The following is a 21,333-nucleotide window of genomic DNA, read 5'->3' on the forward strand; positions in this document are numbered from 1 at the left end:
CAGCTCCGGCAATGCCGTAATGCCCCGCGTGCCCGCGATCTTCGAGACCTTCTGCCTGACATTGTGGAGCATCAAATGAAGTTGGTTCGATTTGGTCCTGCCGGAGCGGAGAAGCCCGGCATCTTGGATCAGGATGGAAATGTTCGCGACCTCTCGTCGCACCTTCAGGACCTGACGCCCGAGTGGTTGTCGCCGGAAAAGCTGGACGAAATCCGCAAGCTTGCGCTCGACACTCTTCCTGTGGCTAATGCCCCGCGCTTCGGAATTCCCTTCGCCGGAACCCGCCAGTTCGTTGCCATCGGCCTGAACTACAAGGACCATGCCGAAGAAGCAAACATGGCCGTGCCCGCCGAACCGATCATCTTCACCAAGGCCGTCTCCTGCCTTCAGGGTCCGGACGACGACGTGCGCAAGCCCAAAGGCGCCACCAAGATGGACTGGGAAGTGGAGCTCGGCATCGTCATCGGCAAACGGGCATCCTACGTCGAAAAGTCCGATGCCCTCGATCACGTCGCCGGTTACGTCCTGTGCGACGACCTGTCCGAGCGCCAGTTCCAGTTCGAGCGCCTCGGCAGCTGGGATAAGGGCAAGGGCTGCGATACTTTCGGACCGGTCGGCCCCTGGCTGGTAACGTCGGACGAAGTCGGCGATCCCCAGGATCTGGCCATGTGGCTCGACGTGAATGGCCATCGAATGCAAACCGGCAACACTCGGACGATGATCTTCGATTGCGCGACGATCGTCAGCTACGTCAGCCAGTTCATGGTCCTTTTGCCGGGCGACATCATCACCACGGGCACGCCCCCCGGCGTGGGCATGGGCCAGAAGCCGGAAGTCTATCTGAACGAAGGTGACATCGTTGAACTGAGCATCGAGAAGCTGGGGACACAGAAGCACAAGGTAATTCCGTGGAACCACGGGAGCTGATCGGATGAAACCTCGTCTGGAAGGCAAGACCTGCTTCGTCACGGGAGCCGCACAAGGTATCGGCCGTAGCATCGCCGAACATTTTGCGACGCAGGGTGCGCGGGTGATCGCCGCGGATCTGCGGTTCCCGACACCGTTTTCCGATACCGCAATTGAAGCGGTCGAACTGGACGTCACCGATCAGGCAGCGGTCGAACAGGCCGCTGCCGCTTTCCGGGAGGTTTCCGTCCTGGTCAATTGCGTAGGCTATGTCGCAAGCGGCACCATCCTCGATTGCCCGCCCGATGACTTCGATCGCAGTGCATCCATCAACTTGCGGTCTGCAATGCTAACCATCAGGTCTTTCCTTCCCGCGATGCTGGAGCGTCGCGACGGCTCGATCATCAACATCGCTTCGGTGGTATCGAGCGTGATGGCGGCCCCGAACCGCTTCGCCTACGGCACGACCAAGGCCGCCGTGATCGGGCTTACGATGTCGGTGGCCCGGGACTTCATCGCGAACGGAATCCGCTGCAACGCCATCAGCCCAGGTACAGTGGAAAGTCCCTCGCTTATCGAACGGTTCGCAGCAACCGGCGATGCAGCGTCTGCGCGCGAAGCGTTCATAGCGCGCCAGCCGATGGGACGACTAGGCCAGCCAGACGAGATCGCCAACATCGCGCTGATGCTGGCCTCCGATGAAGCACGGTTCATGACCGGCAGCAATCTCGTCATCGACGGAGGCATGAGCCTGTGACGAAGCCTCTCGCCCTCGTCACCGGGGGAAGCACCGGGATCGGCAGCCACCTTGTTCGTGCGCTGGCAGAGGCCGGATACTGCGTCGCCTTCAGCTACAACTCCTCGGCAGAGGCAGCAGAGGCCAATATCGATCGCTTGATAGCGGATGGCTTCAGCGTCCTTGCCGTGCGTTGCGACGTGGGAAACAAGGCCGAAATCGAAACGTACGTGGCAGAAGCCTGCGGTTGGGCGGGAAGCAGCCCCGTCCTGCTTGTCAACAACGCGGGCATTCAGACCTGGTCACCTCTCCTCGAGCTTGCCGAGGAAAGGTGGGACGCCGTGATCAGGACCAACCTCAAGGGATGCTTCCTCAACACCCAGGTTGTCGGCAAGGTCATGGCCAACGCCGGCAAAGGCGGCGCGATCGTCAACATCGGTTCGGGGTGCAACAAGCTCGCGTTCCCCAACCTCGTCGATTACACGGCCTCGAAGGGCGGCATCGAGCAATTCACAAAGTCCGCGGCCGTGGAGCTTGGTCAGTACGACATCACGGTCAACTGCGTGGCGCCCGGCGCTATCGCGACCGAGCGAACCGCCGAGGAAGCGCCCGACTATTCCGCATCGTGGTCTCCAATCACACCGCTCGGACGCGTCGGCACGCCGATGGATATCGCCGGACCGGTGCTGTTCTTCGCCGGCCCCGCCGCGCGGTTCGTGACCGGACAGACGCTCTGGGTGGACGGCGGTGTCTTCACCAGGGCCGCCTGGCCATACTAGCCTGGGGACATTCTCGATACCATGTCTTCCACCCCGATCGACCGGCTCCTGCGCGACTTGCGCGGCTTTGTCGGAAAACGCCATGTCCTGACCGCGCCATCGCGGACGCGCCCATTCTCGAAAGGCTACCGCTACGGTAGCGGGCCAGTCCTGGCGGTGGTGCGTCCGGGAAATCCGCTCGAACAATTCAGGGTGTTCCGGGCCTGTGTGGAGGCCGGGGTCATTGTCATCGCCCAGGCCGCCAACACCGGCCTTACCGGCGGGTCGACGCCCGAGGGCACTTACGACCGGCCTGTCGTCATCATCAATACCCTGCGCATCACCGGCATCCATTCGATCGTCGGGGGCCGCCAGGTCGTCTGCCTTGCAGGCTCCACTCTTTACGATCTGGAGAAAAAACTGGCGCCCCTGAGGCGCGAACCGCATTCCGTCATAGGTTCATCGTGTATCGGGGCCTCCGTTGTCGGCGGAGTATGCAACAACTCGGGAGGCGCTCTCGTCCAGCGCGGCCCCGCTTATACGGAATATGCCTTGTTCGCGCGTGTCAGCGCTGAAGGCAAGGTCGAACTCGTCAACCGGCTGGGTCTGGACCTGGGTCTGGACGAGGAGGAAACTCTCGAACGGCTTGGCACAGGCTCCTTCTCGGATGCGGACGTCATGGACGATAACCGCGCGGCTTCCTCGCATGACTATGTGGCAAGGGTTCGCGATGTCGAAGCCCCGTCCCCTGCCCGCTACAATGCCGATCCCGCCAAGCTGTTCGAGACCTCGGGAAGTGCTGGCAAGGTTATGGTGCTCGCGGTACGGCTCGACACATTCCCGAAGGAAGAGCGAACAGCGACATTCTACATCGGGACCAACGATCCCGATGAACTCGACCGGCTGCGTCGCCAGATTCTCGGTCAGTTCCGGACGCTACCGGTGGCAGGCGAATATATTCATCGCGAAGCCTTCGACGTCGCAGCCCGATACGGGAAGGACATCTTCGTGGCGATCGAGCGTTTCGGGACCGACCGGTTGCCGAAGCTCTATGCCCTGAAGGCAAGTATCGATCGCCTAGCTCACCGACTCGGCTTTCTTCCCGACAACCTGTCCGACCGGCTCATGCAGGCAATCGCGGATCTGCTTCCACAACACCTTCCGTCGCGCATGCGCGAGTGGAGGGATCGCTTCGAGCATCACCTCATCCTGAAGATGGGCGGGAACGGCATCGATGAAGCGCGAAAGCTTTTGGAAGATGTCTTTCCGAGCCAGTCGGGGGATGTCTTCGAATGTACAGACAAGGAAGCCGCGAAAGCTTTCCTGCAGCGGTTTGCCGTTGCCGGTGCCGCAATTCGCTATCGCGAGATGCATCGCCGGGAAGTGGGAGCCATCATCGCTCTCGATGTGGCGCTGAGGCGCAACGATCGTGACTGGCTCGAAGTCCTTCCCCAACCGATCGCCTCGCGGATCGTGACGTCACTCTATTACGGACACTTCATGTGCCATGTCTTCCATCAGGACTACGTACTTCGCGCGGGCATAGACGCGGTGGAGACGGAGCATCTGATGTGGCACGAGCTCGATGCAAGGGGAGCCAAGTACCCGGCCGAGCACAACGTGGGGCACCTCTATCGGGCTGAGCCGCAGCTGGCGCAGCACTATCGGACACTGGATCCGACGAACGCAATGAACCCGGGAATCGGTCAGACAAGCCGTAACCACTGCTGGCACTGATGCACCAGTGGCAAACCGGTAATGCCGCGTGCCGGTCCATCTCTTTCGCCCACCGCGGCAGCGACGGGCCGGCGTGACCCGGCCTTCATTGTCTCATGGGAGGCGCCGGTTCTGGACAATGCGATGGCACTTGTCCGCGCCTTCCAGGATCATGCCCTCCTTGAGCTGCCCCACCGGCGAGCGCCGGGTTTGCCGGCAGGGGGTCTGCGATGCAGGGTAGGCATATGCTCCGGGCCTGACGATACCGTCTTCTGCCTGTGAACGAAAAGGCCGGTTCGCTGCCACAAGCCGACCATCCTCTTCACCCTTTCCGCATCAGCGCTATATCATCTGCCCCAAGCGATCGGATCATGATGTTCTTGAATGCAATCTCGGCTCCTTCGAGCTCGAGTGCAATTCGCCCGCCCGTCAACGGAACCCGAGGCTTGCCCTCCTCCGGCTTCTGGACGAGGCCAAACATGGTGGTCACGACGCGGCCGTTTACCAGGTGCGCGGCCTGGTCCTCGAAGGCGATGATGTCGAGGGTGTTCCACCCGTCGCGGATTTCGAAATCGCCGGTCTTGTGAAACCACTGGCGTGCGAGACCTGCGAAGACCTGTGGTTCGGAATATGTCCTGGGCAGGAACGGCGGGTAGTTCGGCCAGACTGGTGTGCCTCCCAAGCTGATGCCCTCCAGACCCTGGACGTTGATCAGGATCGCATCCCCGACATCGGTTTCCTCGACCTGGAACTCGATGCAGTCCGGGTAGAGAACACCTTTGGAAGGCGCCATATGATAGAGGATACCGCTGTTACGCTTCGCTAGCGAACGGGGAGCGAACCTGCGCCCGCCCCATTTGAAATCCAGCCGAAGATGAAAGTTGGAGAAGCTCTCGGCCGTCGCGAGGTGGCCAAAACCTGTCTCACCCTGAGGTTCATAGGCAGGCCCCTGAAGCCGCAGCACGCCGTCCTCGATCGCGACCGCTCCCAGCCTGTCCGTTTCCCCGACGCCTTCCTGAAAGAAGTTCCAGCCGGTCAGGTCGACGCCGTTGAAGAGCAGTCGCCAGGGCGCGCCCCCTTTCGGTGCAGCAAGCGCCAGCCGCGCCGGCAAGCTCCCTGCTACTCCCGTTGCAAGCGCAGCACCCATCATTTTTCGCCGCGTAACAGTCGCAAACATTATCAGGCCCTCCTCCAACTAATCGGTGATTAGTTGGACTCGCCGGGCAATGTCAATGGTCGCGATTTACCCCGAGCCAAACAGAACGAGTTCGTATGTGGCGAGGAAATAGACGGTAACCACCGGGAGCCGGATCCGGGGTTATTCGGCAGCAAGCGCTCCGGTGACAGCCCGCTCGACGATGGCCTCGGCGATATTGATCGAGGGAAGCGTATCGCCACCATAAGGATGCAGAACGCCCTTCTTGCGCATCGAAGCGAAGCCGTAGACCGTCGACCAATAGGCGACGGCCCGCAGATCCGCGTCTTCATCGGAAATCCCGGGCAGAGTCTCAAGGATTGGCTCGCGAAGAGCACGGTGCCCTATGAACTGATATTCGAGCAGTTCCGGCACGACCATCGGGGTCGTCAGTTCGCTTTCAAACATGAGGTCGACGAGGTGCGGGTTTTCGTCGGAAAACCGGATGAACGCGAGCCCCATCTGTTTCAGCCTTTCGCGGCTCGGAAGCTCTTGGCCCGCAGCAGCGGCGTGATGGTTCATCAGGTCTTCGAAACCTGCGAGCGCAAGCGCCAGCAACAGCGAGCGACGATCGGGAAAATGGTGGTATGGCGCGCCGGCAGACACGCCGACCTGCTGCGCGAGAGTACGCACCGACAGACCCAAATGGCCGTTCTTGGCTACATATTCGCGGCCCGCTTTGAGAAGGTCACCGCGCAGATCCTCCCGGTGGTATGGTTTGTCTTTGCTCATCGAACCCTTCTGCCAGCTAAAGAGGTGCAGGTATCATTAAACCGACATCGATCCAGCCGAAATATCCTGCTTGCCTCCAATCTGATCGCTGATTAAATAGCATGCGCGCTTCGGGATGGAAATGTTTTGTTGTCGGCTTCGCCAGCAAGCAATCCGGGAATCACATACCGGAAGCTGGCCTCCCTTCCCGGAACGCCGGCCTGTCTCGCAGTCGATTACAGATAATGCCGCCCGCGAGGATCCAAACGGACCTGCTCGGCCCGGCAAAACAGGAAGGAAATGTGCAAAATGCAGCCGACCAGGAGAGAGGCACTCGGCCTGATGGCAGTGGCAGGCCTCGCAGCCACTTCCGAGACCGCAGCAGCGCCCACGAAGATCGCAAATGAAAGACTGCCCGACCAGCAAGACGGCTGGCAGCCTCTGTTCAACGGTCGCGACCTCTCAGGCTGGACGTTCTTCCAGGACGGGGTCGGCGACAGGGACCGCGACGGAACGGTGGCGATCGAGAACGGCATGCTGCACATCCTGGGCCCTTCGTATCGTGGCCCGGCCAAGGCAGGGATGGGTTATCTCGCTACCCAAGAGGAATATGGTGACTATCACCTGAGCCTCGAGTTCAAGTGGGGTACGCGCCGCTACGAACCGCGCACCTTGTGGAAGCGGGACAGCGGCATCCTCTACCATACTCCCCGGGGCCGCGAGTTCCTGTGGCCGGATTGCGTCGAGTACCAGATCATGGAGCGCAACACGGGCGATGCCCTGCCCGTCAATCACCGCGCCATTCAGGCGGTATCTCTGGGCGGGCTGCCATCATGGCCGCAGGACTTTCCGGGCAACACGCAATACGCACCGCAAGTTGATGCCGGCGGCAACCTTCGCCAGTGGATCCGGGCGGACGGGTACTTCGACGAGTTGGAAGGCTGGAACACAGTCGAGCTCATCGCCTCGGGCGACAGCGCAGCGCATATCGTGAATGGCCGGATCGTTACCGCTCTATACGGCCTTCAGCGTCAGGACCCTGCCGACAAATCGAAGTATGTGCGGCTGGATCGAGGGCGGATCCTTCTCCAGATCGAGGGCGCGGAAATCATGTTCCGCAACGTCAAGATCCGGCACCTGCGATAGGGATCGACGCAACAGGGCGGTGTTTCGACAGAAACGCCGCCGTTCTTCTATCCAGCACGCTCGGCGCCTCCACGCATCGCTGGCGCTCACGACAGTTTATTCTGACGTCCAGGAAAGGATGGCACGTGCGGGATGGGCGCCTTGCACAGAATGTGCCCAGCCCCTTGCCCGCGTCCGGCCCGAGCCCTGCCGTCCCCGCGCCCGGGCCGGATTCCGGTGAAGCGCCCGCTTTGGATGGCCCGTTCAACAGCTTGCTGGATGGCGCGTTCTCCCCAACCTCCTGCGAGCGTCAGGACAAAGCCGAACGTCGCGCCCGTCCGCGCCTGAACTATTCGGAGCGAGGACTCCCAGTCGGGGCGCGTGCGAAGATGTCATTGGGCAAGCGAAGGGCAAGCGTCGCGACAACACCCATCGCGATTTCGACCAGGACCAGCGCTCCCAGTTCACCTGCCCCCCGATAGGCCCCCTCGAAGATGAAGTAGGCTGAACCGCCAATAGCGACACCCAGGGCGCCGCCCATTTGCTGCACCGTCTTTAGCATCCCGCTTGCCGAGCCCGCCTGTTGCCTCTCCACGCGCGAAACCGCCACCGATCCGAGCGGTCCCGAAACCATCCCCATACCCGCACCGGCAACGACGAGGAATGGCGCAACCACAATGAAGCTCAGCTTGCCGGAAGCCATCCAGAGCAAAGTCGCACCGCAACCGGAGGCCATGACGAGCGAGCCGATGAAGAGGACCCACTTGCCGTAGTGAGCAAGGTAGCGGCGGCCCAGGAACGCCATTCCGAACATGACACCGATGCTGAAAGGCATATGCATCAGGCCTGTACCCAGGGCAGAATAGCCCAGACCGCGCTGGAGACCGTAAGCGAAAATGAAAAGAAATCCGGTATTTGCTGCCGAGAAGGCAAGGCTGATGAGGATGCTGATCCGGAACGTGTCGTTCCGAAACAGTTGGGGGTGAATGATCGCCGGTCTGCCCTTGAGAGCCCGCACCTTCAGGCCTCGCCACCCGAGGACGGCCAACATGGCCGCGACCACGAACCATCCGAGCGAGCGAGCGCTCCAGTTTCGGTCTCCGCCTTCCATCAACGGGATCAGAAAAGCGGCCAGGGCCGCACCGAAACTGGCCGTGCCGATCCAGTCGATACGGCGCTCGGCATACCGGGCGGTCCGGGGCAGGAGCAAGGTGCCCGCCACGAGCGCCGCGATCCCGATGGGAATGTTGATGAGGAAAACGGCGCGCCAACTCAGCCCCAGGGGATTGAGAGCGATAAGCAGTCCGCCGAGAATAGGTCCAGCGATGGCGGAAAGCCCACCGATCACACCGAACCAGGCCATGCGTCCGATCCGCTCCACCGGATCGTAAAGGATCTGAATCATGGTCATGACCTGCGGCCCCATGATCGCACCGGTCGCCCCCTGCAGGAACCGGGCGGCGACCAGCTGCTCGGTCGAATGCGCGAGGCCGCACAATCCGGAGGCGGTGGTGAAGCCGGCGACGCCCAACAGGAACATCGTGCGCCCCCCGAAAATATCGCCAAGTCGCCCGCCCAGGATGAGCAGAGTGGCAAAGCTCAGCGAGTATCCCGCGACGATCCACTGCGACTGGGTGCCGGCGGCTCCGAGGTTGCGTTCGATTGACGGCAGGGCGGTGTTGACGATCGTCAGATCGACGATTTCAAGGACGAGCGCGACAAGGAGGGTGAAGAAGGCAAACGAGCGCTGCCTGGCTGTCAGCGATGTCTCATCAGGGGCGAGCCTGCCCAGCGAGGAAATCAAAGAACGCCTTCCTTCATAAGCGAGACGGCGTGGCTGGCAGCTCTGGCAGTGAGCGCCATGTAGGTCAGGGACGGGTTCTGACACGCGGAGGAGCTCATCTGCGCGCCGTCGGTCACGAACAAATTCGGCACGTCGTGCGCCTGACTCCACCGGTTGAGGATGGATTGGGACGGATCGTTGCCCATTCGCGCGCCGCCCATCTCGTGAATGGCCGTTCCTGCGGGCCCCGGCCGGTCGAATCCTGCAATGAATGTGCCTCCGGCCGCCTCGAGCATTTCCTTCGCGTCAGCATGGGCCTGGGCGATCGCGGCGTGCTCTTCCTTGCCGAAAGCGAAGTCGATCTTGAGCTGCGGAACCCCGTTGTCATCGGTACGCGTCCGGTCGAGCGACAGGCGGTTAGACTTGCGTGGAAGGCAGTCGGCATAGGCTATGAGAACCATTTCCCAAGGCCCGACTTCGCGCAGCGCGTCCTTGTAGGCCTCGCCGAGGCCAGGCTGACGCTTGCCCCGCGTCCAGGCCGCCTGCAGGGCTCCGCCCTGATAGGAATACCCGCGGGTGTGCCCCTCACCATCCATTACCTCCATGTTGCGGTATCTGGCGATGATGGAGCCGGTCGGCCGGTTGCCGAAGCTCGTATGCTCCTCGAAACCATGCATCAGCGCCATGCCTACCATGGCATTAGGATGGTCCATGATGTGGGTGCCCAGAATGCCACTCGAGTTGGCCAGGCCGTGCGGCATCGCTTCGCTGGCCGAATTCATCATCAGATGAACGGAGTTGAACGCCCCCGCATTCAAAAAAACGAGGCGCGCCGATGCAGCCCGGTGCATCCTGCCGCCCTTTTCGACCCAACGGACTCCTGTCGCCCGCCCGGTGGCCGGATCGTACTCAATCGCCTCGACTTGTGCATCGGTCACGAGTGTCAGCCTACCGGTCTTGCGCGCCGCCGGCAGCGTGCTGGACTGCGTCGAGAAGTAGGCTCCGTAGGAGCACCCGCGCCCGCAGATACTGCGGTACTGGCATTGCGAACGCCCTTCCTCGGGCTTGGCCTCGGTCATGTTGGCCGTACGCCCGATGGTCAGGCATCGCTCGGGCCAGCGCTCGGCCAGTCTTTCGCGCATGGCGAGTTCGACTGCGTTGAGCGGCATGGCGGGCTGGAACTTGCCGTCGGGCAGTTGCGCCAGATTTTCGTGCGCACCCGAGACACCGATGAACTCCTCGACCTTATCGTACCAGGGCGCGAGATCGGCGTAGCGGATTGGCCAGTCGAGACCGTGGCCGTCCCGCTTGTTCGCGCCGAAATCGTAGTCCGACCAGCGGTAGGTCTGCCGCCCCCACGTCAGCGAACGTCCGCCCAGCTGGTAGCCGCGCAGCCAGAGAAAGTCGGTCTCGGCCCCCCGGACATATGGGTTTTCCTTGTCGTTTACGAAATGGTTCTGGGTGTATTCGTTGAACAGGCGGGCTTGCATCTGCACCGCATACTCGCGGGCATAGAGATCGGCATCGCCAAGCCCGCGAAACGCCATCTCCCAGGGTGTCTTGAGTTCGGTGTCGTAGTCGACCTGGTGCTCGATCTTGCGCCCCCGCTCGATGAGCAGGACCTTCAGACCGGCTTGCGTGAGTTCCTTGGCGGCCCAGCCGCCTGTAATACCGGATCCGACAACGATGGCGTCGAAGTCATGGCTGCTCATGTTCATTTCCCGAAAATCTAGCCGAAATCGACAGCGTTCCAGTCGCTCGAGAGCGCTATGGTGCCGGGCTTCAGAGGGAGATCGCTGTCGAAGCGACCAGGCGTCAATTCGAAGCGGAGTTCATGGGATGCCCCTTCTTCGCTCGTGTAATACCCGGTCAGAATGAGACCCTTGATCTTCTGCCAGGGGAAGAACCCGTCCTGCCCCGGCGGTGGGTAAGAAGCGGCGTCGAGCGAGGAAAGTGCATCTTTCTGCGTCTGCAACGGACGGCCCAGCCAGTAGCCTCCCGCTCTGGCGTCAAGCTCGGCCTCCAGCCAGTCGAGGTAGCGCAGCGAGCCGTCGTGCCGTGCGTGGCCGGCAAAGTTCGGCACTTGCGCGCTTGCCATCGGAGCTTTCGTGGCGTCGAGACCATGAGCCAGAGCGAGGATCACGAAGTCCCCCACGCCCACGTCTCCCGCCCCTTGCGTACCTGTCCTTGGTAGTACGATCTGGCAGACCTGCGCGATCAGCCTGCGCTGAGCTTCATCGGGAAGGTCCTCGGCATCGAGATCGGTCAGTCTGACTGCGGCGGCGGGGATGCCAGCCGCAAGAGCGACAAGCGCGGCAGCACCGATGAATTCCCGCCTGTTCCAGCCTTCCGTCGATGGGGAGAGCCCTGGTGACCGATGGGTCACTGGGACAGGCCCATCAGCCTGGCATTGAGCGCGCGATCGCTGCCACTGTCCGCGAAGTCGTCGAACGCATGATCGGTGACGCGAATGATATGACGCTCAATGAAAGGTGCACCTTCCGCCGCCCCTACTTCGGGGTGCTTGAGCGCGCACTCCCACTCTAGGACGGCCCAGCCTGCATAGTCGTACTGGGCCATTTTCGAAAAGATCTGGACGAAGTCCACCTGCCCGTCGCCGAGCGAGCGGAACCGTCCGGGCCGATCGACCCAGGACTGGTAACCGCCGTAGACACCGACGCGACCGTTGGGTCGGAACTCGGCGTCCTTGACATGGAAGCACTTCACGCGCTCGTGGTAGATGTCGAGAAAGGCTAGGTAGTCGAGCTGCTGCAGCACGAAATGGCTGGGATCGTAGAGAATGTTCGCTCGGGGATGATTTCCAACGCGCTCCAGGAACATCTCGAACGTGGCTCCATCATGGAGATCCTCGCCCGGATGGATCTCGTAGCCGATATCGACGCCGTTCTCGTCGAAGACGTCGAGGATGGGCTTCCACCGGCGGGCAAGCTCGTCGAAGGCATCCTCGACAAGCCCTGCGGGCCGCTGGGGCCAGGGATAGAAGTAAGGCCAAGCCAAGGCCCCTGAAAAACTTGCATGCGTGGAGAGGCCCAGACGCCGGCTAGCGGTCGCCGCGAGCTTGAGCTGCTCGACCGCCCAGGCTTGCCGATCCGCCGGTTTGCCTCGGTGCTCGGGAACGGTGAATCCGTCGAACTGCGGGTCGTAGGCGGGGTGGACGGCCACGAGCTGCCCCTGAAGATGGGTCGACAGTTCCGTGATGGACAGGCCCCGCTCATCCAGCTGCCCCTTGATCTCGTCGCAATAGTCCTGGCTGGCGGCCGCCCGCCTCAGGTCGAACAGGCGGTTGTCCCAGCTCGGGATCTGGACCCCTTTGTAACCTAGCGAGGCAGCCCAATCGGCTATACTGGTCAGCGAATTGAAGGGTGCCTCACTGCCAGCGAACTGTGCCAGGAAGATGCCCGGTCCCTTGATCGTCTTCACTTCTTTTCTCCCGTTCCGTCAGACGCGCAGTTCGACCCAGCCTTCGCCGCTGCGGCTTGCCTCGACCGATGTGGCAATGAAGGTCATGCCGCGAAGCGCGTCCTCGATGCCCGGAAGCAGTGGGGCAGGCTCGCCGCGCAGGGTCGCCGCAAAGTCACGATAGATGTTGGCGAAGGCTTCCAGATATCCCTCAGGGTGGCCGCCCGGCGTACGGGTCGCGCTGACCGCCTCTGCTCCGAGCAGTCCGGTTCCCGCGCGGATGATCTTGGATTGCCCATCGCTCGTGTTGACGAAAAGGACGTTCGGGTTCTCCTGGGCCCAGCTGAGCCCTGCCTTCTCGCCGTACAGCCGGATACGCAGACCGTTTAGTTCGCCCACTTCGATCTGGCTGGCGAGAAGTACGCCGCGCGCACCGTTTTCGAAGCGGAGCAGAACCGAACAGTCATCGTCGAGCGATCGTCCCGGCACCACCGTACCGACGTCGGCCAGAATCCGGGTCACCTTGAGACCGGTGATGAATTCGGCGAGGTGGAATGCGTGCGTGCCGATATCACCGATGCAGCCTCCCTCGCCCGATCTTGCCGGATCGGTCCGCCACTCGGCCTGTTTGCCGCTGGCTTCGCCCGCGAGCCATCCTTGCGGGTATTCGACGACCACCTTGCGGATCTCGCCAAGCACGCCCGAAGCGACCTGGGACCGGGCTTCGCGTACAAGCGGATAGCCCGAGTAGGTTTGGGTCAGCCCATATTGCAGACCGGATGCTGCGACCAGTTGTGCAAGTTCCCGCGCCTCTCCCAGGCTGGAGGTCGCGGGCTTGTCGCTGATGACTGGGTAACCTGCGCCCAGCGCAGCGCGCGCTGCCGGGAGGTGATGATGGTTTGGAGTGACGATCGACACGAAGTCGATCCTGTCCTGACGGCCTGACTCACCCTCGAACATCGCCTCCAGAGTCGGATATGCGCGCTGGGGGTCGATACCGTAACGATCGCCTGCTTCCCGGCTGCGCTCCGGTGCACTCGAGAAAACGCCGGCGACGAGTTCGATTTCACGATCGAGCTCCGCCGCAATACGGTGGATGGGTCCGATGAACGATCCCGCCCCCCCGCCGATCATCGCCATCCGCAGCCTTCGCATCAATCCCCTGCTCCTTGTTGCTAACGAGCATATCCTCGTTTAATCTAAGTCGTGATTAGTTTGGGAAAGAAGGTGTGTCAAATGCATCCGGGCCGCTCGGAGAAGCGATAATGAGGCGAGCAATCGACAGCAGTCCGGGGGCGCTTTCGTGAATGACACGATCCCACTGGAATATGGCGACTACGTTCTTGAACTCGCTCCACATGGAAGTGCGCATGACAATGCGGGTGCCGCCATCATTCAAGACGGCATCTGACCGGCCGGTGCCCCGGAACTGAAATTCCCATCAGAAAATCGAAAGGGAGAATTGCGTGGACATGCAACCCATCTGCCTTGGCGTGATCGGCGTCGGCGATATCAGCGAAGTCTATCTGAGCACCATTTCACGCTCGCCGGCGCTGAAGTTGAAAGCTCTTGCCACCCGTCGTCCCGATATGATTGCGGAAAAGGCGCGGGAACTGGGCGTCAGGGCCTGCCATGTCGAGCAGTTACTGGACGATCCGGAGGTGGAACTCGTCGTCAATCTGACGCCGGGTGTCGTGCACGAGGAGCTCAACGAGCAGATTCTGCGGGCCGGCAAGCACCTTTACTGCGAAAAACCCTTCGCACTCGATCTTGACGTCGCCGAGAAACTGGCGGCAATCGCCAGGGAACGCGGCCTGCTGATCGGAAGCGCACCCAATACCTTTTTCGGCAGTGCACACCAGGCAGCCCGCCGCGCCCTTGACGCAGGCCTAATCGGCGAACCCGTTTTCGGACAGTCATTCGTGGGTTTGCCGGGCCTCGAACTGTTTCACCCCAATCCGGCCCAATTCTACGAATCCGGAGGCGAGGCCCCCTACGATTCAGGTCCTTACTACATCCTCCAGTGGATCCATCTGCTCGGGCCTGTCCGGCGGGTGCACTGCGCTTCCGGTCGCGGGCAATCGGAACGTTCGATCCTGCGTGGCCCCGAGGCCGGCAAGCGTTTCGCCGTTTCGGTCGATACGACCTTTTGCGCTACACTCGAATTCGAAAAAACTTCGGTACAGATGACGTTGTCGCTGGATGTCGCGATGCCGATGCTGCGCCCGGGCGAGCTGTTCGGATCGGGCGGATTTCTGACGCTGGCAAACCCGATCTTCTTCAGCGGCGATGCGCAACTTTTCCAGCCGCTCGTCGGCAAATCGGCACTTGGTGCCGAAGACGAAGTGTTAGGCAAGCCCAACCGGCTCAATCACGCCGGCCAGCCGGTCGGCGATTACCGCGGAGTTGGCCTTGTTGAAATGGCCCTCGCCATCCGCACCGGAATTTCCCACCGAACCAACGAGGCGCTCATCGTGCATACCGTAGAGGTCATGCAGGCAATCGTCAGGTCTGCGAAGGAGCATGCCGTCGTCACGCTTCGCACGACCTGCGAGCGCCCACGTCCGGTCGACCCTGTAGAGGATGCCGACTTGCTTGCGATGATGCCGTCGCCGTTCGACTTCGAGGACAGATCGGACGGCGATAGCGCCCCGTTAATTCGCCTCGAGCATTGAGTATGAAAAGGCTCTGCGATCGCTGTCACGATCGCAGAGCCCGTGGGACCTAGTGCCGGGACCTGTCAGATCGCGGCAACGACCTCCTGATCGATCGTGCCGAAAGGCGCATAGCCTTTGGCCGTTTGCGCTTCCATGCGGATCGTATCGCCAAAGTGCATGAAAGAGGTAGCGGGCGTGCCGTCGCGGATGATCTCAATGGCGCGCACCTCGGAGATGCAGCTTGAGCCGACCTGCGCGTAGCTCGGGTTGGAGACAGTGCCGGAGCCGATGATCGTGCCGGCCACGAGATCTCGGGTACGCGCGGCGTGGGCGATCAGGTCGTGAAAACCCACGTCCATGACAGCACCAGTGGCCTGCCCAAAGCGCTTGCCGTTCCAGTCGATGACGAGGTCCAGGTGCAGGCGTCCGCCTTTCCATGCGTCGCCCAAGGCGTCAGGCGTCACCGCAAACGGCGCGACCGAGCACGGAGGCTTAGCCTGGACCCAACCAAAACCGGTCTTCATCTCGACGGGCGCGATTGCGCGCAGCGACCAGTCGTTGATCTGGACGACCAGCTTGATGTGCGACAGCGCCTGCTCCGGCGTAACGCCCATCGGCACGGCATCGACGATGACGCCGAACTCGCCTTCGAAGTCGATACCGTCGGCCTCGCTGACAAAAGCCACCGGATCGGTCGGGCCATAGAAGCAATCGGACATGCCCTGGTACATGAGAGGCCGATCCGTCTCGACCGGAGGCAGATTGAAGGCGATCTGCATCAGGTGACCATGCGTGTTGAAGGCCGAGCCATCGAGCCATTGCCACGTGCGCGGCAGCGGCGCGCGCAGCCGGACGGTATCGAGCAGGTCGCCCTGCTTGGCCTCGACCCGCTCCGTCAGGGCGCGCAGGACCGGCTCGGCCGAGGCCCAGTCCGTGATGGCGGTGAGAAGGTTGGGTATGTCTGCCGGGAGGGCACGGATGCCGTCGGCCGAAACCACAATGAGCTGACCATCCGGCGTGCCGTTGTCGAGAGTTGCAAGACGCAAGGGTTATTCCTCGATGATCGCGACGGCGCAGGTCCAGCCGGCCGAGGCGCCTTTGATCTTGTGCGGGAAGCAGCTGACGGTGAACCCGTGCGGGGGCAATGCCTCCAGGTTATGCAGCTTTTCAAGGTGGCAGTAGCCGCTGTCGCGGCCGGCCTTGTGTCCTTCCCAGATCAGCGAGGTATCACCGGTTTCGGCAACCTTCTTTGCGGTGTGGCTGAACGGCGCGTCCCAGGACCAGGCATCCGTGCCGGTCACACGCACGCCGCGCTCGGTCAGATACATAGTCGCTTCATAGCCCATGCCGCAGCCCACATCGACGAAGTCGGACCGCCCGAGCGCCTTGCCTGCCGCGGTGTTGACCCGAACAATATCGAGCGGCTTCAACTCGTGGCCGATGCGCGCCAGCTCCCCTTTCACCTCCTTTGTCGTGACGACGTGGCCATCCTCGAAGTGGCGGAAGTCCAGCTTCACGCCAGGTTGGAAGCACCATTCCAGCGGCACTTCGTCGATCGTGATCGCCCGCTGACCGCCATCCATCGTCGGATGGTAATGGTATGGCGCATCGAGATGCGTGCCATTGTGTGTCGTCAGCCTCCCCCACTCCGAAGCGGCGAACCCTGCCCCGTCAGGCGTGTCCGCTGCCGTCCCCCCTGGAAAGAAGATATCGAGCTCCGGCGCGGTATCCATATGACTCTGGTACGTAATTTCCGGCCGCAAGAAAGGCGGATCGCTAACCATGTCATTGCACAGGGTGATCGAGAAATCGACAAAACGGCGCGGCACGGCCAGCTCAGATAAAGCCTGCGACCGGGTTCACGAGTTCGCCTACGCCCTCGACACTGATCGCCACGACGTCGCCGTCCGCCAGGAATCGGGGCGGGTTGCGCCCAGCCCCGACGCCTCCGGGAGTGCCGGTGCTCATAACGTCTCCAGGCATGAACCGGTTCACTGCGGAATAGGCTTCGATCAGTTCGGGAATATCCCAGATCAGGTCGGCGACCGAGGCATCCTGCATCACTTCTCCGTTAAGCCGCGTCGTCAGCCGGAGCGCGCGATGATCGGGGATCTCGTCCCGGGTAGTGACGTTCGGACCGAGCGGACAAAATGTCGGAAAGTTCTTGTACATCGTATTGAGCGCGAAATACGTCGGTATCGGAGGCGCACTACGGTCGCGGATCCGGGGGATCCAGTCCCGGGCGGAGACATCGTTGAGCACTGTGTACCCCGCGACATAGTCCATTGCCTCGGTCCGGGAGACGTTGTGGCATTCCCGGCCGAAAACCACGCAAAGCTCGCCTTCGAAGTCTACATTGTCCGGCGCCCTCTCGGGCAGGACTATGGCATCCCCGGGGCCGACGATTGAGGCTATAGATTTGTGGAAGCCCGCCGGGGGATGTTCGGGCATGTCCGGCCTGGCATCAGCGTGCCAATCACGGGCATGGCTATGGTAGGCTTGGCCATGCAGAAACAGATTGCGCGGTGACGGCAGCGGCGATCCCAGCGCGACTGCTCCCGCATTCGCCAAGGCGCCCGTCTGGCGCAGCCTCTCCAGGGTCGAGCTTCCGGCAGCGGACACGCGATCGTGAATTTCCCGCGCACGCGACAGGGAACCGGTCGCCTCGTCGAGGATGGACGACAGCTCGCGAGGAATGTCTCCAGCCTCGGGCATGACGGCGGTCGCGAGGTCAAAATCGAGAATTTCCGTCCCGATCAGACAACCACTCGTAAGCATCTGGTCTCTGCGAATCATCACCAGTTTCATTCTGTTTCTCTCCCAGTTGCCTGGATGCTAGAACGGACTTGGTCGATCGTACAACAGCATAATTCCTAAAGGTCCAGCACGAGCTCTGACGTCAAGGATCGCGAACAGCACGGCAGGAAGACCTTGCCGCCTTCCCTTTCCCGCAATGTGAGGTAGTCATCCCGGTGATCCGGAATGCCCTTGAGTATACCCGTTCGGCATGCGCCGCAGGTTCCAAGGCGGCACCCGCTTCTTGTCACCCGCGCGCCGTGCATCTCGAGAGCTTGCAGCGCGGTTTGGTCGCTTCCGACCCGAATACGCGCGCCCGTGCTGGCAATGACGATCTCGAAGGAATCTGCATCTTTCGACACCATGGGTTGAACTTCCTCAAACGCTATGAGAGGTATAGTACGATCGTACAATACCACAGCCGTCAGATGTCGCCAAGCATCGTGGCAGATGACAGGACAGGAGATCGAGGGTGGCATCGAAGGAAGAGCACTGCAGGCATGAAAGCTGCAGGAAAGTCATCGGCCAGCGCGGTGAGCATCTCGTCGTTGACATTCATTGCCATCTCAACGTGCCCGATGCGGACCAGCTGGTCAGGGCAAATATCTCCCCGCTTCCCAATCCCTTCGCATTCATGTCGCCCTGCTCCCTGCAAGTGAATATCGAGCAGTTCGCGGCGATCGGCCCCAAGCTCAACGGCATAGACGAGAGAATAAGCGACATGGATCGCATGGGGATCGATGTTCAGGCGATCAGCCCTTCACCCGGGCAGTATTACTATTTTGCCCCGGCCGAACTCGGCAGGGACGCGGCGCGGCTGGTGAACGACGGTATTGCCCAAGCCTGTTCACGGCATCCCGACAGGCTGGTCGGAATGGGTACGGTCCCGCTGCAGCAGACCGAGCTGGCCATCGCAGAGATGCGTAGGTGCGTCAGGGACCTTGGCCTGCGCGGCATCGAGATCGGCACGAACGTCGGGGGCATGGAGCTATCGGACCAGGTTCTTCGACCGTTTTTCGCGGCGGCTGAAGAGCTTGGAGTGCTTCTCTTCATTCACCCTCTCGGCTTCACGCACGGTCAGCGTCTCGCCGAGCATTACCTCGACAACATCTTGGGCAATCCCCTGGAGTCCACGATAGCGCTCAGTCATTTGATCTTCGACGGCGTTCTCGAAAACCATCCCCGCTTGCGCCTTTGCGTAGCGCACGGTGGCGGCTTTCTCCCCGGCTACTGGGGACGCATGGACCATGCCTTCCGCGCCCGGAAAGACTGCCGGCAGTTCATATCCCGCGAACCGTCCAGTTACCTCAGGCAAGTCTGGCTCGACACGCTTGTGTTCGACAAGCTCGAACTGGAGGCTCTGGTCCGCTCCCATGGCGCCGACCGTCTTTGTCTGGGGACGGACTACCCCTTCGATATGTCGGAGCCGGATCCACTGGGCTTTCATCAGGATCTGGCCCCGCAGGACAAGGCCGGCATCCTTGGCCTCAATGCCGCAGCGCTGCTCAACCTTATGTCGGGATAGCGTCCCGTTTGCCCCTTACTTGCGCAGCGTCTATGGCCTCGATCATGAAACCTGCCGACATTGCAACGCTCAACAAAGGCGAGCGTACGCGCCAGACCATTCTGGATGCTGCCGAAGAGCTCTTCGGCCTGACCAATTACGATGCTATCTCTATGCGCGACATCGCCGCGAAAGCGGACGTCAAGCTGGGCCTGCTGGCTTACCATTTCGGCAGCAAGGAAGCGATGTTCGAGGCTATCACCTTGCGCCGCTCGGCCGAAGTGAACGAGCAACGCCTCGACGGCCTGCGACAGTATGAGGATCCCAGCGTAGAGCAGATCCTGGGCGCCTATATCGGTCCGGTGCTCGATATGATGCATCAGCCCGAGCGCAGAAGCTATGTGCTGATCATGGCGAGAGTGAACAGCGATCCACGCTGGGCGCCGCTTGCGGACAAACTGTTCCGCTCGACATCCGACACGTTTCTCGACGCCTTGCGGCGCGCCTTGCCCGACGCCTCCCCCGACAATCTGCAGCGGGGTTTCACTTACGCGCTCATGGTCCTGCTCGGAATGACCCAGGAGAGCGCACCTCAGGAATTTCTCGCGAGCGTGGGTTCTGAAACCAGTCGTTCAGAGACGGTCTATTCGACGATGCTGCGTTTCATAACAGCTGGGGTGCTCGAACTGAGCCTCCCGCGGTAGAGCTGCCCGACGATCTCATCGCCTCGGTTTGGAAGGCAGCGCGGCCCCGATCCGCGGCGAAATTGCGGAACGGGACCGGGCCAATCCAAACTCAGGCCTGTTTCAGCAGCGCCAGGCCCACGGCTCTTCCGGCAATGTTGGTATTGGTCGCCATGTGCTGGGAACCGGCGCGCACGTCGCGGAAACAGCGAGAAAGGTGCGAGTCGTAAACGCCGCTCCCTCCGCTAAGGCCGTAGACGCGCTCCACCGCGGAAACCGTCAGGCGGCTGAGGACCGAATTCGCGGCCCGGTTCGCCAGTGCAAGATCGGGCGAAATCTGTCCTCCACTCTGCCCCATGTAATCGAGCGTGGTTTTCACGGCATGGTTCAAGGCCAGCCATGCCGTCGTGGCATCGGCCCAGGATTCGCCGATCAAGGTCTGTACGTGGTCGGACTCGGAGGGTGCGACGGAGCCGTACTTTGCGGGCTTATCCTTGGTTTCGCGCACGAAGCTTTCAATGCCGCCGGTCGCCGCTCCGACCATGACGGACTGCAATCCGAACGCGGCAATCGAGCCTTCGAAAGCTGGGATCGGCATGGCCCGATGTTCAGGGACGAGCACGTCAGCGCAGACCAGCGTCTTGCTTCCGGTCCCGCGTAGTCCCATCGTCTGCCAGTCATCGTGAATGGACATCTCGCTCTTTGGGATCAGGAAGATCAGAGGCCGCATTTCTCCGGTCGCCGTCGGCGCCATGCCGCCGACGATGACCCAGCTGGCATGGTCGCAACCACTGGAGAACGGGAACTTTCCGCTGATCCGATAACCACCGGAGATCAGATCCACTTTGCCGGTGGGAGCGAACGCGGACGAAACCAGGGCCTTACCGTTGCCGCCCCAGACTTCCTCCTGAGCCTCTGCAGAGAAGTCGGCGATATTGCTCGCGTGTCCCGCCAGAACCGAGAACACCCAGGCCGTTGACGCATCGCCTCTGGCGATTTCGTAGACCAGCGTGTTGAATTCCATCATGGTTAGACCCTGCCCGCCGAACCGGACAGGCTTGAGCACGTCGAGCAAGCGATGTTCCCACATGGCCTCCACGAGTTCTCCTGACACCATCCGGTTTCGTTCGGTCTCGGGAGCCCGCGCATTGGCCAGGCTCGCGACGATGCGCGCGCCTGCGATAAGCGCTTCGAATTCCACCCGTTCATCCCCGTGATTCCGATTCTTGATGGTCTCTACGTAGGTCGTTGCCATGATCTCTCTCCCGGTGATTTCGTCATGGCTGGGCGATTGTCGCTCCGCCTTGACACCCTTCCGTTATTCCATAAACTGGACGACCGTA

20 protein-coding genes are annotated in these 21,333 nt (G+C 61.6%); 8 read left to right on the forward strand and 12 right to left on the reverse strand.

Annotation, left to right across the window (positions count from 1 at the left end; genetic code table 11):
• Positions 1–75: 75 nt before the first annotated feature.
• The 4 genes from AC4D6D_RS15845 to dld are packed head-to-tail and all read left to right on the forward strand — an operon-like array spanning position 76 to position 4,137.
• Positions 76–927, forward strand: a complete 852-nt coding sequence (locus tag AC4D6D_RS15845) for a fumarylacetoacetate hydrolase family protein (RefSeq protein WP_491328042.1) — start codon at positions 76–78, stop codon at positions 925–927.
• A gap of 4 nt (positions 928–931) precedes the next feature.
• Positions 932–1,663 (forward strand): SDR family oxidoreductase, encoded by a 732-nt coding sequence (locus AC4D6D_RS15850; protein WP_491328043.1) that lies wholly within the window; start codon positions 932–934, stop codon positions 1,661–1,663.
• Positions 1,660–2,421 (forward strand): SDR family NAD(P)-dependent oxidoreductase, encoded by a 762-nt coding sequence (locus AC4D6D_RS15855; RefSeq protein ID WP_491328044.1) that lies wholly within the window; start codon positions 1,660–1,662, stop codon positions 2,419–2,421. The genes AC4D6D_RS15850 and AC4D6D_RS15855 overlap by 4 nt, the downstream gene beginning before the upstream one ends.
• Positions 2,422–2,442: 21 nt before the next feature.
• The gene (gene dld, locus AC4D6D_RS15860) at positions 2,443–4,137 is read left to right on the forward strand and encodes a D-lactate dehydrogenase (protein ID WP_491328045.1); all 1,695 of its coding nucleotides are present in this window, start codon (positions 2,443–2,445) and stop codon (positions 4,135–4,137) included.
• A 301-nt stretch (positions 4,138–4,438) separates the two neighbouring features.
• Here dld and AC4D6D_RS15865 read toward each other — a convergent pair whose 3' ends face one another.
• Positions 4,439–5,293, reverse strand: coding sequence for a 3-keto-disaccharide hydrolase (locus tag AC4D6D_RS15865; protein WP_491328046.1), 855 nt, complete (start codon positions 5,291–5,293; stop codon positions 4,439–4,441).
• 141 nt (positions 5,294–5,434) lie between these two features.
• On the reverse strand, positions 5,435–6,043 hold the full coding sequence (locus tag AC4D6D_RS15870; protein WP_491328047.1) for a TetR/AcrR family transcriptional regulator: 609 nt from the start codon (positions 6,041–6,043) through the stop codon (positions 5,435–5,437).
• Between the two features lie 288 nt (positions 6,044–6,331).
• Between AC4D6D_RS15870 and AC4D6D_RS15875 the strand changes: the two genes are divergently transcribed.
• Positions 6,332–7,168, forward strand: a complete 837-nt coding sequence (locus tag AC4D6D_RS15875; protein ID WP_491328048.1) for a 3-keto-disaccharide hydrolase — start codon at positions 6,332–6,334, stop codon at positions 7,166–7,168.
• Between the two features lie 328 nt (positions 7,169–7,496).
• Here AC4D6D_RS15875 and AC4D6D_RS15880 read toward each other — a convergent pair whose 3' ends face one another.
• From AC4D6D_RS15880 to AC4D6D_RS15900, 5 genes are read right to left on the reverse strand one after another with little or no spacing between them, the layout of a single operon-like run.
• Positions 7,497–8,951 carry an MFS transporter gene (locus AC4D6D_RS15880; protein ID WP_491328049.1) on the reverse strand — a complete coding sequence of 485 codons (1,455 nt, stop codon included), beginning with the start codon at positions 8,949–8,951 and terminating at the stop codon, positions 7,497–7,499.
• Positions 8,948–10,642, reverse strand: a complete 1,695-nt coding sequence (locus AC4D6D_RS15885) for a GMC oxidoreductase (protein ID WP_491328050.1) — start codon at positions 10,640–10,642, stop codon at positions 8,948–8,950. Before AC4D6D_RS15885 ends, AC4D6D_RS15880 begins: the two co-directional genes overlap by 4 nt.
• A 17-nt stretch (positions 10,643–10,659) precedes the next feature.
• Positions 10,660–11,316 carry a gluconate 2-dehydrogenase subunit 3 family protein gene (locus AC4D6D_RS15890; RefSeq protein ID WP_491328051.1) on the reverse strand — a complete coding sequence of 219 codons (657 nt, stop codon included), beginning with the start codon at positions 11,314–11,316 and terminating at the stop codon, positions 10,660–10,662.
• Positions 11,313–12,371, reverse strand: coding sequence for a sugar phosphate isomerase/epimerase family protein (locus AC4D6D_RS15895; RefSeq protein WP_491328052.1), 1,059 nt, complete (start codon positions 12,369–12,371; stop codon positions 11,313–11,315). The genes AC4D6D_RS15890 and AC4D6D_RS15895 overlap by 4 nt, the downstream gene beginning before the upstream one ends.
• Positions 12,372–12,389: 18 nt before the next feature.
• Positions 12,390–13,490, reverse strand: a complete 1,101-nt coding sequence (locus tag AC4D6D_RS15900) for a Gfo/Idh/MocA family protein (RefSeq protein ID WP_491328053.1) — start codon at positions 13,488–13,490, stop codon at positions 12,390–12,392.
• Between the two features lie 332 nt (positions 13,491–13,822).
• Between AC4D6D_RS15900 and AC4D6D_RS15905 the strand changes: the two genes are divergently transcribed.
• Positions 13,823–15,025, forward strand: coding sequence for a Gfo/Idh/MocA family protein (locus AC4D6D_RS15905; RefSeq protein ID WP_491328807.1), 1,203 nt, complete (start codon positions 13,823–13,825; stop codon positions 15,023–15,025).
• A gap of 65 nt (positions 15,026–15,090) precedes the next feature.
• Here the strand turns inward: AC4D6D_RS15905 and AC4D6D_RS15910 are convergent, their stop codons facing one another.
• From AC4D6D_RS15910 to AC4D6D_RS15925, 4 genes are all read right to left on the reverse strand, one after another.
• Positions 15,091–16,053 (reverse strand): fumarylacetoacetate hydrolase family protein, encoded by a 963-nt coding sequence (locus AC4D6D_RS15910; protein ID WP_491328054.1) that lies wholly within the window; start codon positions 16,051–16,053, stop codon positions 15,091–15,093.
• 3 nt (positions 16,054–16,056) lie between these two features.
• Positions 16,057–16,836 carry a cyclase family protein gene (locus AC4D6D_RS15915; RefSeq protein WP_491328055.1) on the reverse strand — a complete coding sequence of 260 codons (780 nt, stop codon included), beginning with the start codon at positions 16,834–16,836 and terminating at the stop codon, positions 16,057–16,059.
• 7 nt (positions 16,837–16,843) lie between these two features.
• Positions 16,844–17,815 (reverse strand): fumarylacetoacetate hydrolase family protein, encoded by a 972-nt coding sequence (locus AC4D6D_RS15920; protein ID WP_491328056.1) that lies wholly within the window; start codon positions 17,813–17,815, stop codon positions 16,844–16,846.
• A 65-nt stretch (positions 17,816–17,880) separates the two neighbouring features.
• Complete coding sequence (locus AC4D6D_RS15925; RefSeq protein WP_491328057.1) at positions 17,881–18,168, reverse strand: 2Fe-2S iron-sulfur cluster-binding protein; 288 nt, start codon at positions 18,166–18,168, stop codon at positions 17,881–17,883.
• A 107-nt stretch (positions 18,169–18,275) separates the two neighbouring features.
• Here AC4D6D_RS15925 and AC4D6D_RS15930 point away from each other — a divergent pair, with 107 nt between their 5' ends.
• Both AC4D6D_RS15930 and AC4D6D_RS15935 read left to right on the forward strand, forming a co-directional pair.
• Complete coding sequence (locus tag AC4D6D_RS15930) at positions 18,276–19,328, forward strand: amidohydrolase family protein (protein WP_491328058.1); 1,053 nt, start codon at positions 18,276–18,278, stop codon at positions 19,326–19,328.
• Between the two features lie 44 nt (positions 19,329–19,372).
• Positions 19,373–20,011: a TetR/AcrR family transcriptional regulator gene (locus AC4D6D_RS15935; RefSeq protein ID WP_491328059.1), complete on the forward strand. Its 639-nt coding sequence runs from the start codon at positions 19,373–19,375 to the stop codon at positions 20,009–20,011.
• A gap of 91 nt (positions 20,012–20,102) precedes the next feature.
• On the opposite strand, the gene AC4D6D_RS15940 is transcribed toward AC4D6D_RS15935, so the two are convergent.
• Positions 20,103–21,245, reverse strand: coding sequence for an acyl-CoA dehydrogenase family protein (locus AC4D6D_RS15940; protein ID WP_491328060.1), 1,143 nt, complete (start codon positions 21,243–21,245; stop codon positions 20,103–20,105).
• Positions 21,246–21,333: the final 88 nt, after the last annotated feature.

The organism is Novosphingobium sp. BF6 (assembly GCF_058273105.1).

Bases quoted from the DNA above. Each gene is read 5' to 3' on its own strand.
- AC4D6D_RS15925 (WP_491328057.1), bottom strand. From the start codon at position 18,168: ATGGTGTCGAAAGATGCAGATTCCTTCGAGATCGTCATTGCCAGCACG.
- AC4D6D_RS15870 (WP_491328047.1), bottom strand. From the start codon at position 6,043: ATGAGCAAAGACAAACCATACCACCGGGAGGATCTGCGCGGTGACCTT.
- AC4D6D_RS15875 (WP_491328048.1), top strand. From the start codon at position 6,332: ATGCAGCCGACCAGGAGAGAGGCACTCGGCCTGATGGCAGTGGCAGGC.
- AC4D6D_RS15865 (WP_491328046.1), bottom strand. From the start codon at position 5,293: ATGTTTGCGACTGTTACGCGGCGAAAAATGATGGGTGCTGCGCTTGCA.
- AC4D6D_RS15920 (WP_491328056.1), bottom strand. From the start codon at position 17,815: ATGAAACTGGTGATGATTCGCAGAGACCAGATGCTTACGAGTGGTTGT.
- AC4D6D_RS15885 (WP_491328050.1), bottom strand. From the start codon at position 10,642: ATGAGCAGCCATGACTTCGACGCCATCGTTGTCGGATCCGGTATTACA.
- AC4D6D_RS15935 (WP_491328059.1), top strand. From the start codon at position 19,373: ATGAAACCTGCCGACATTGCAACGCTCAACAAAGGCGAGCGTACGCGC.
- AC4D6D_RS15900 (WP_491328053.1), bottom strand. From the start codon at position 13,490: ATGGCGATGATCGGCGGGGGGGCGGGATCGTTCATCGGACCCATCCAC.
- AC4D6D_RS15850 (WP_491328043.1), top strand. From the start codon at position 932: ATGAAACCTCGTCTGGAAGGCAAGACCTGCTTCGTCACGGGAGCCGCA.
- AC4D6D_RS15940 (WP_491328060.1), bottom strand. From the start codon at position 21,245: ATGGCAACGACCTACGTAGAGACCATCAAGAATCGGAATCACGGGGAT.
- dld (WP_491328045.1), top strand. From the start codon at position 2,443: ATGTCTTCCACCCCGATCGACCGGCTCCTGCGCGACTTGCGCGGCTTT.
- AC4D6D_RS15845 (WP_491328042.1), top strand. From the start codon at position 76: ATGAAGTTGGTTCGATTTGGTCCTGCCGGAGCGGAGAAGCCCGGCATC.
- AC4D6D_RS15905 (WP_491328807.1), top strand. From the start codon at position 13,823: ATGCAACCCATCTGCCTTGGCGTGATCGGCGTCGGCGATATCAGCGAA.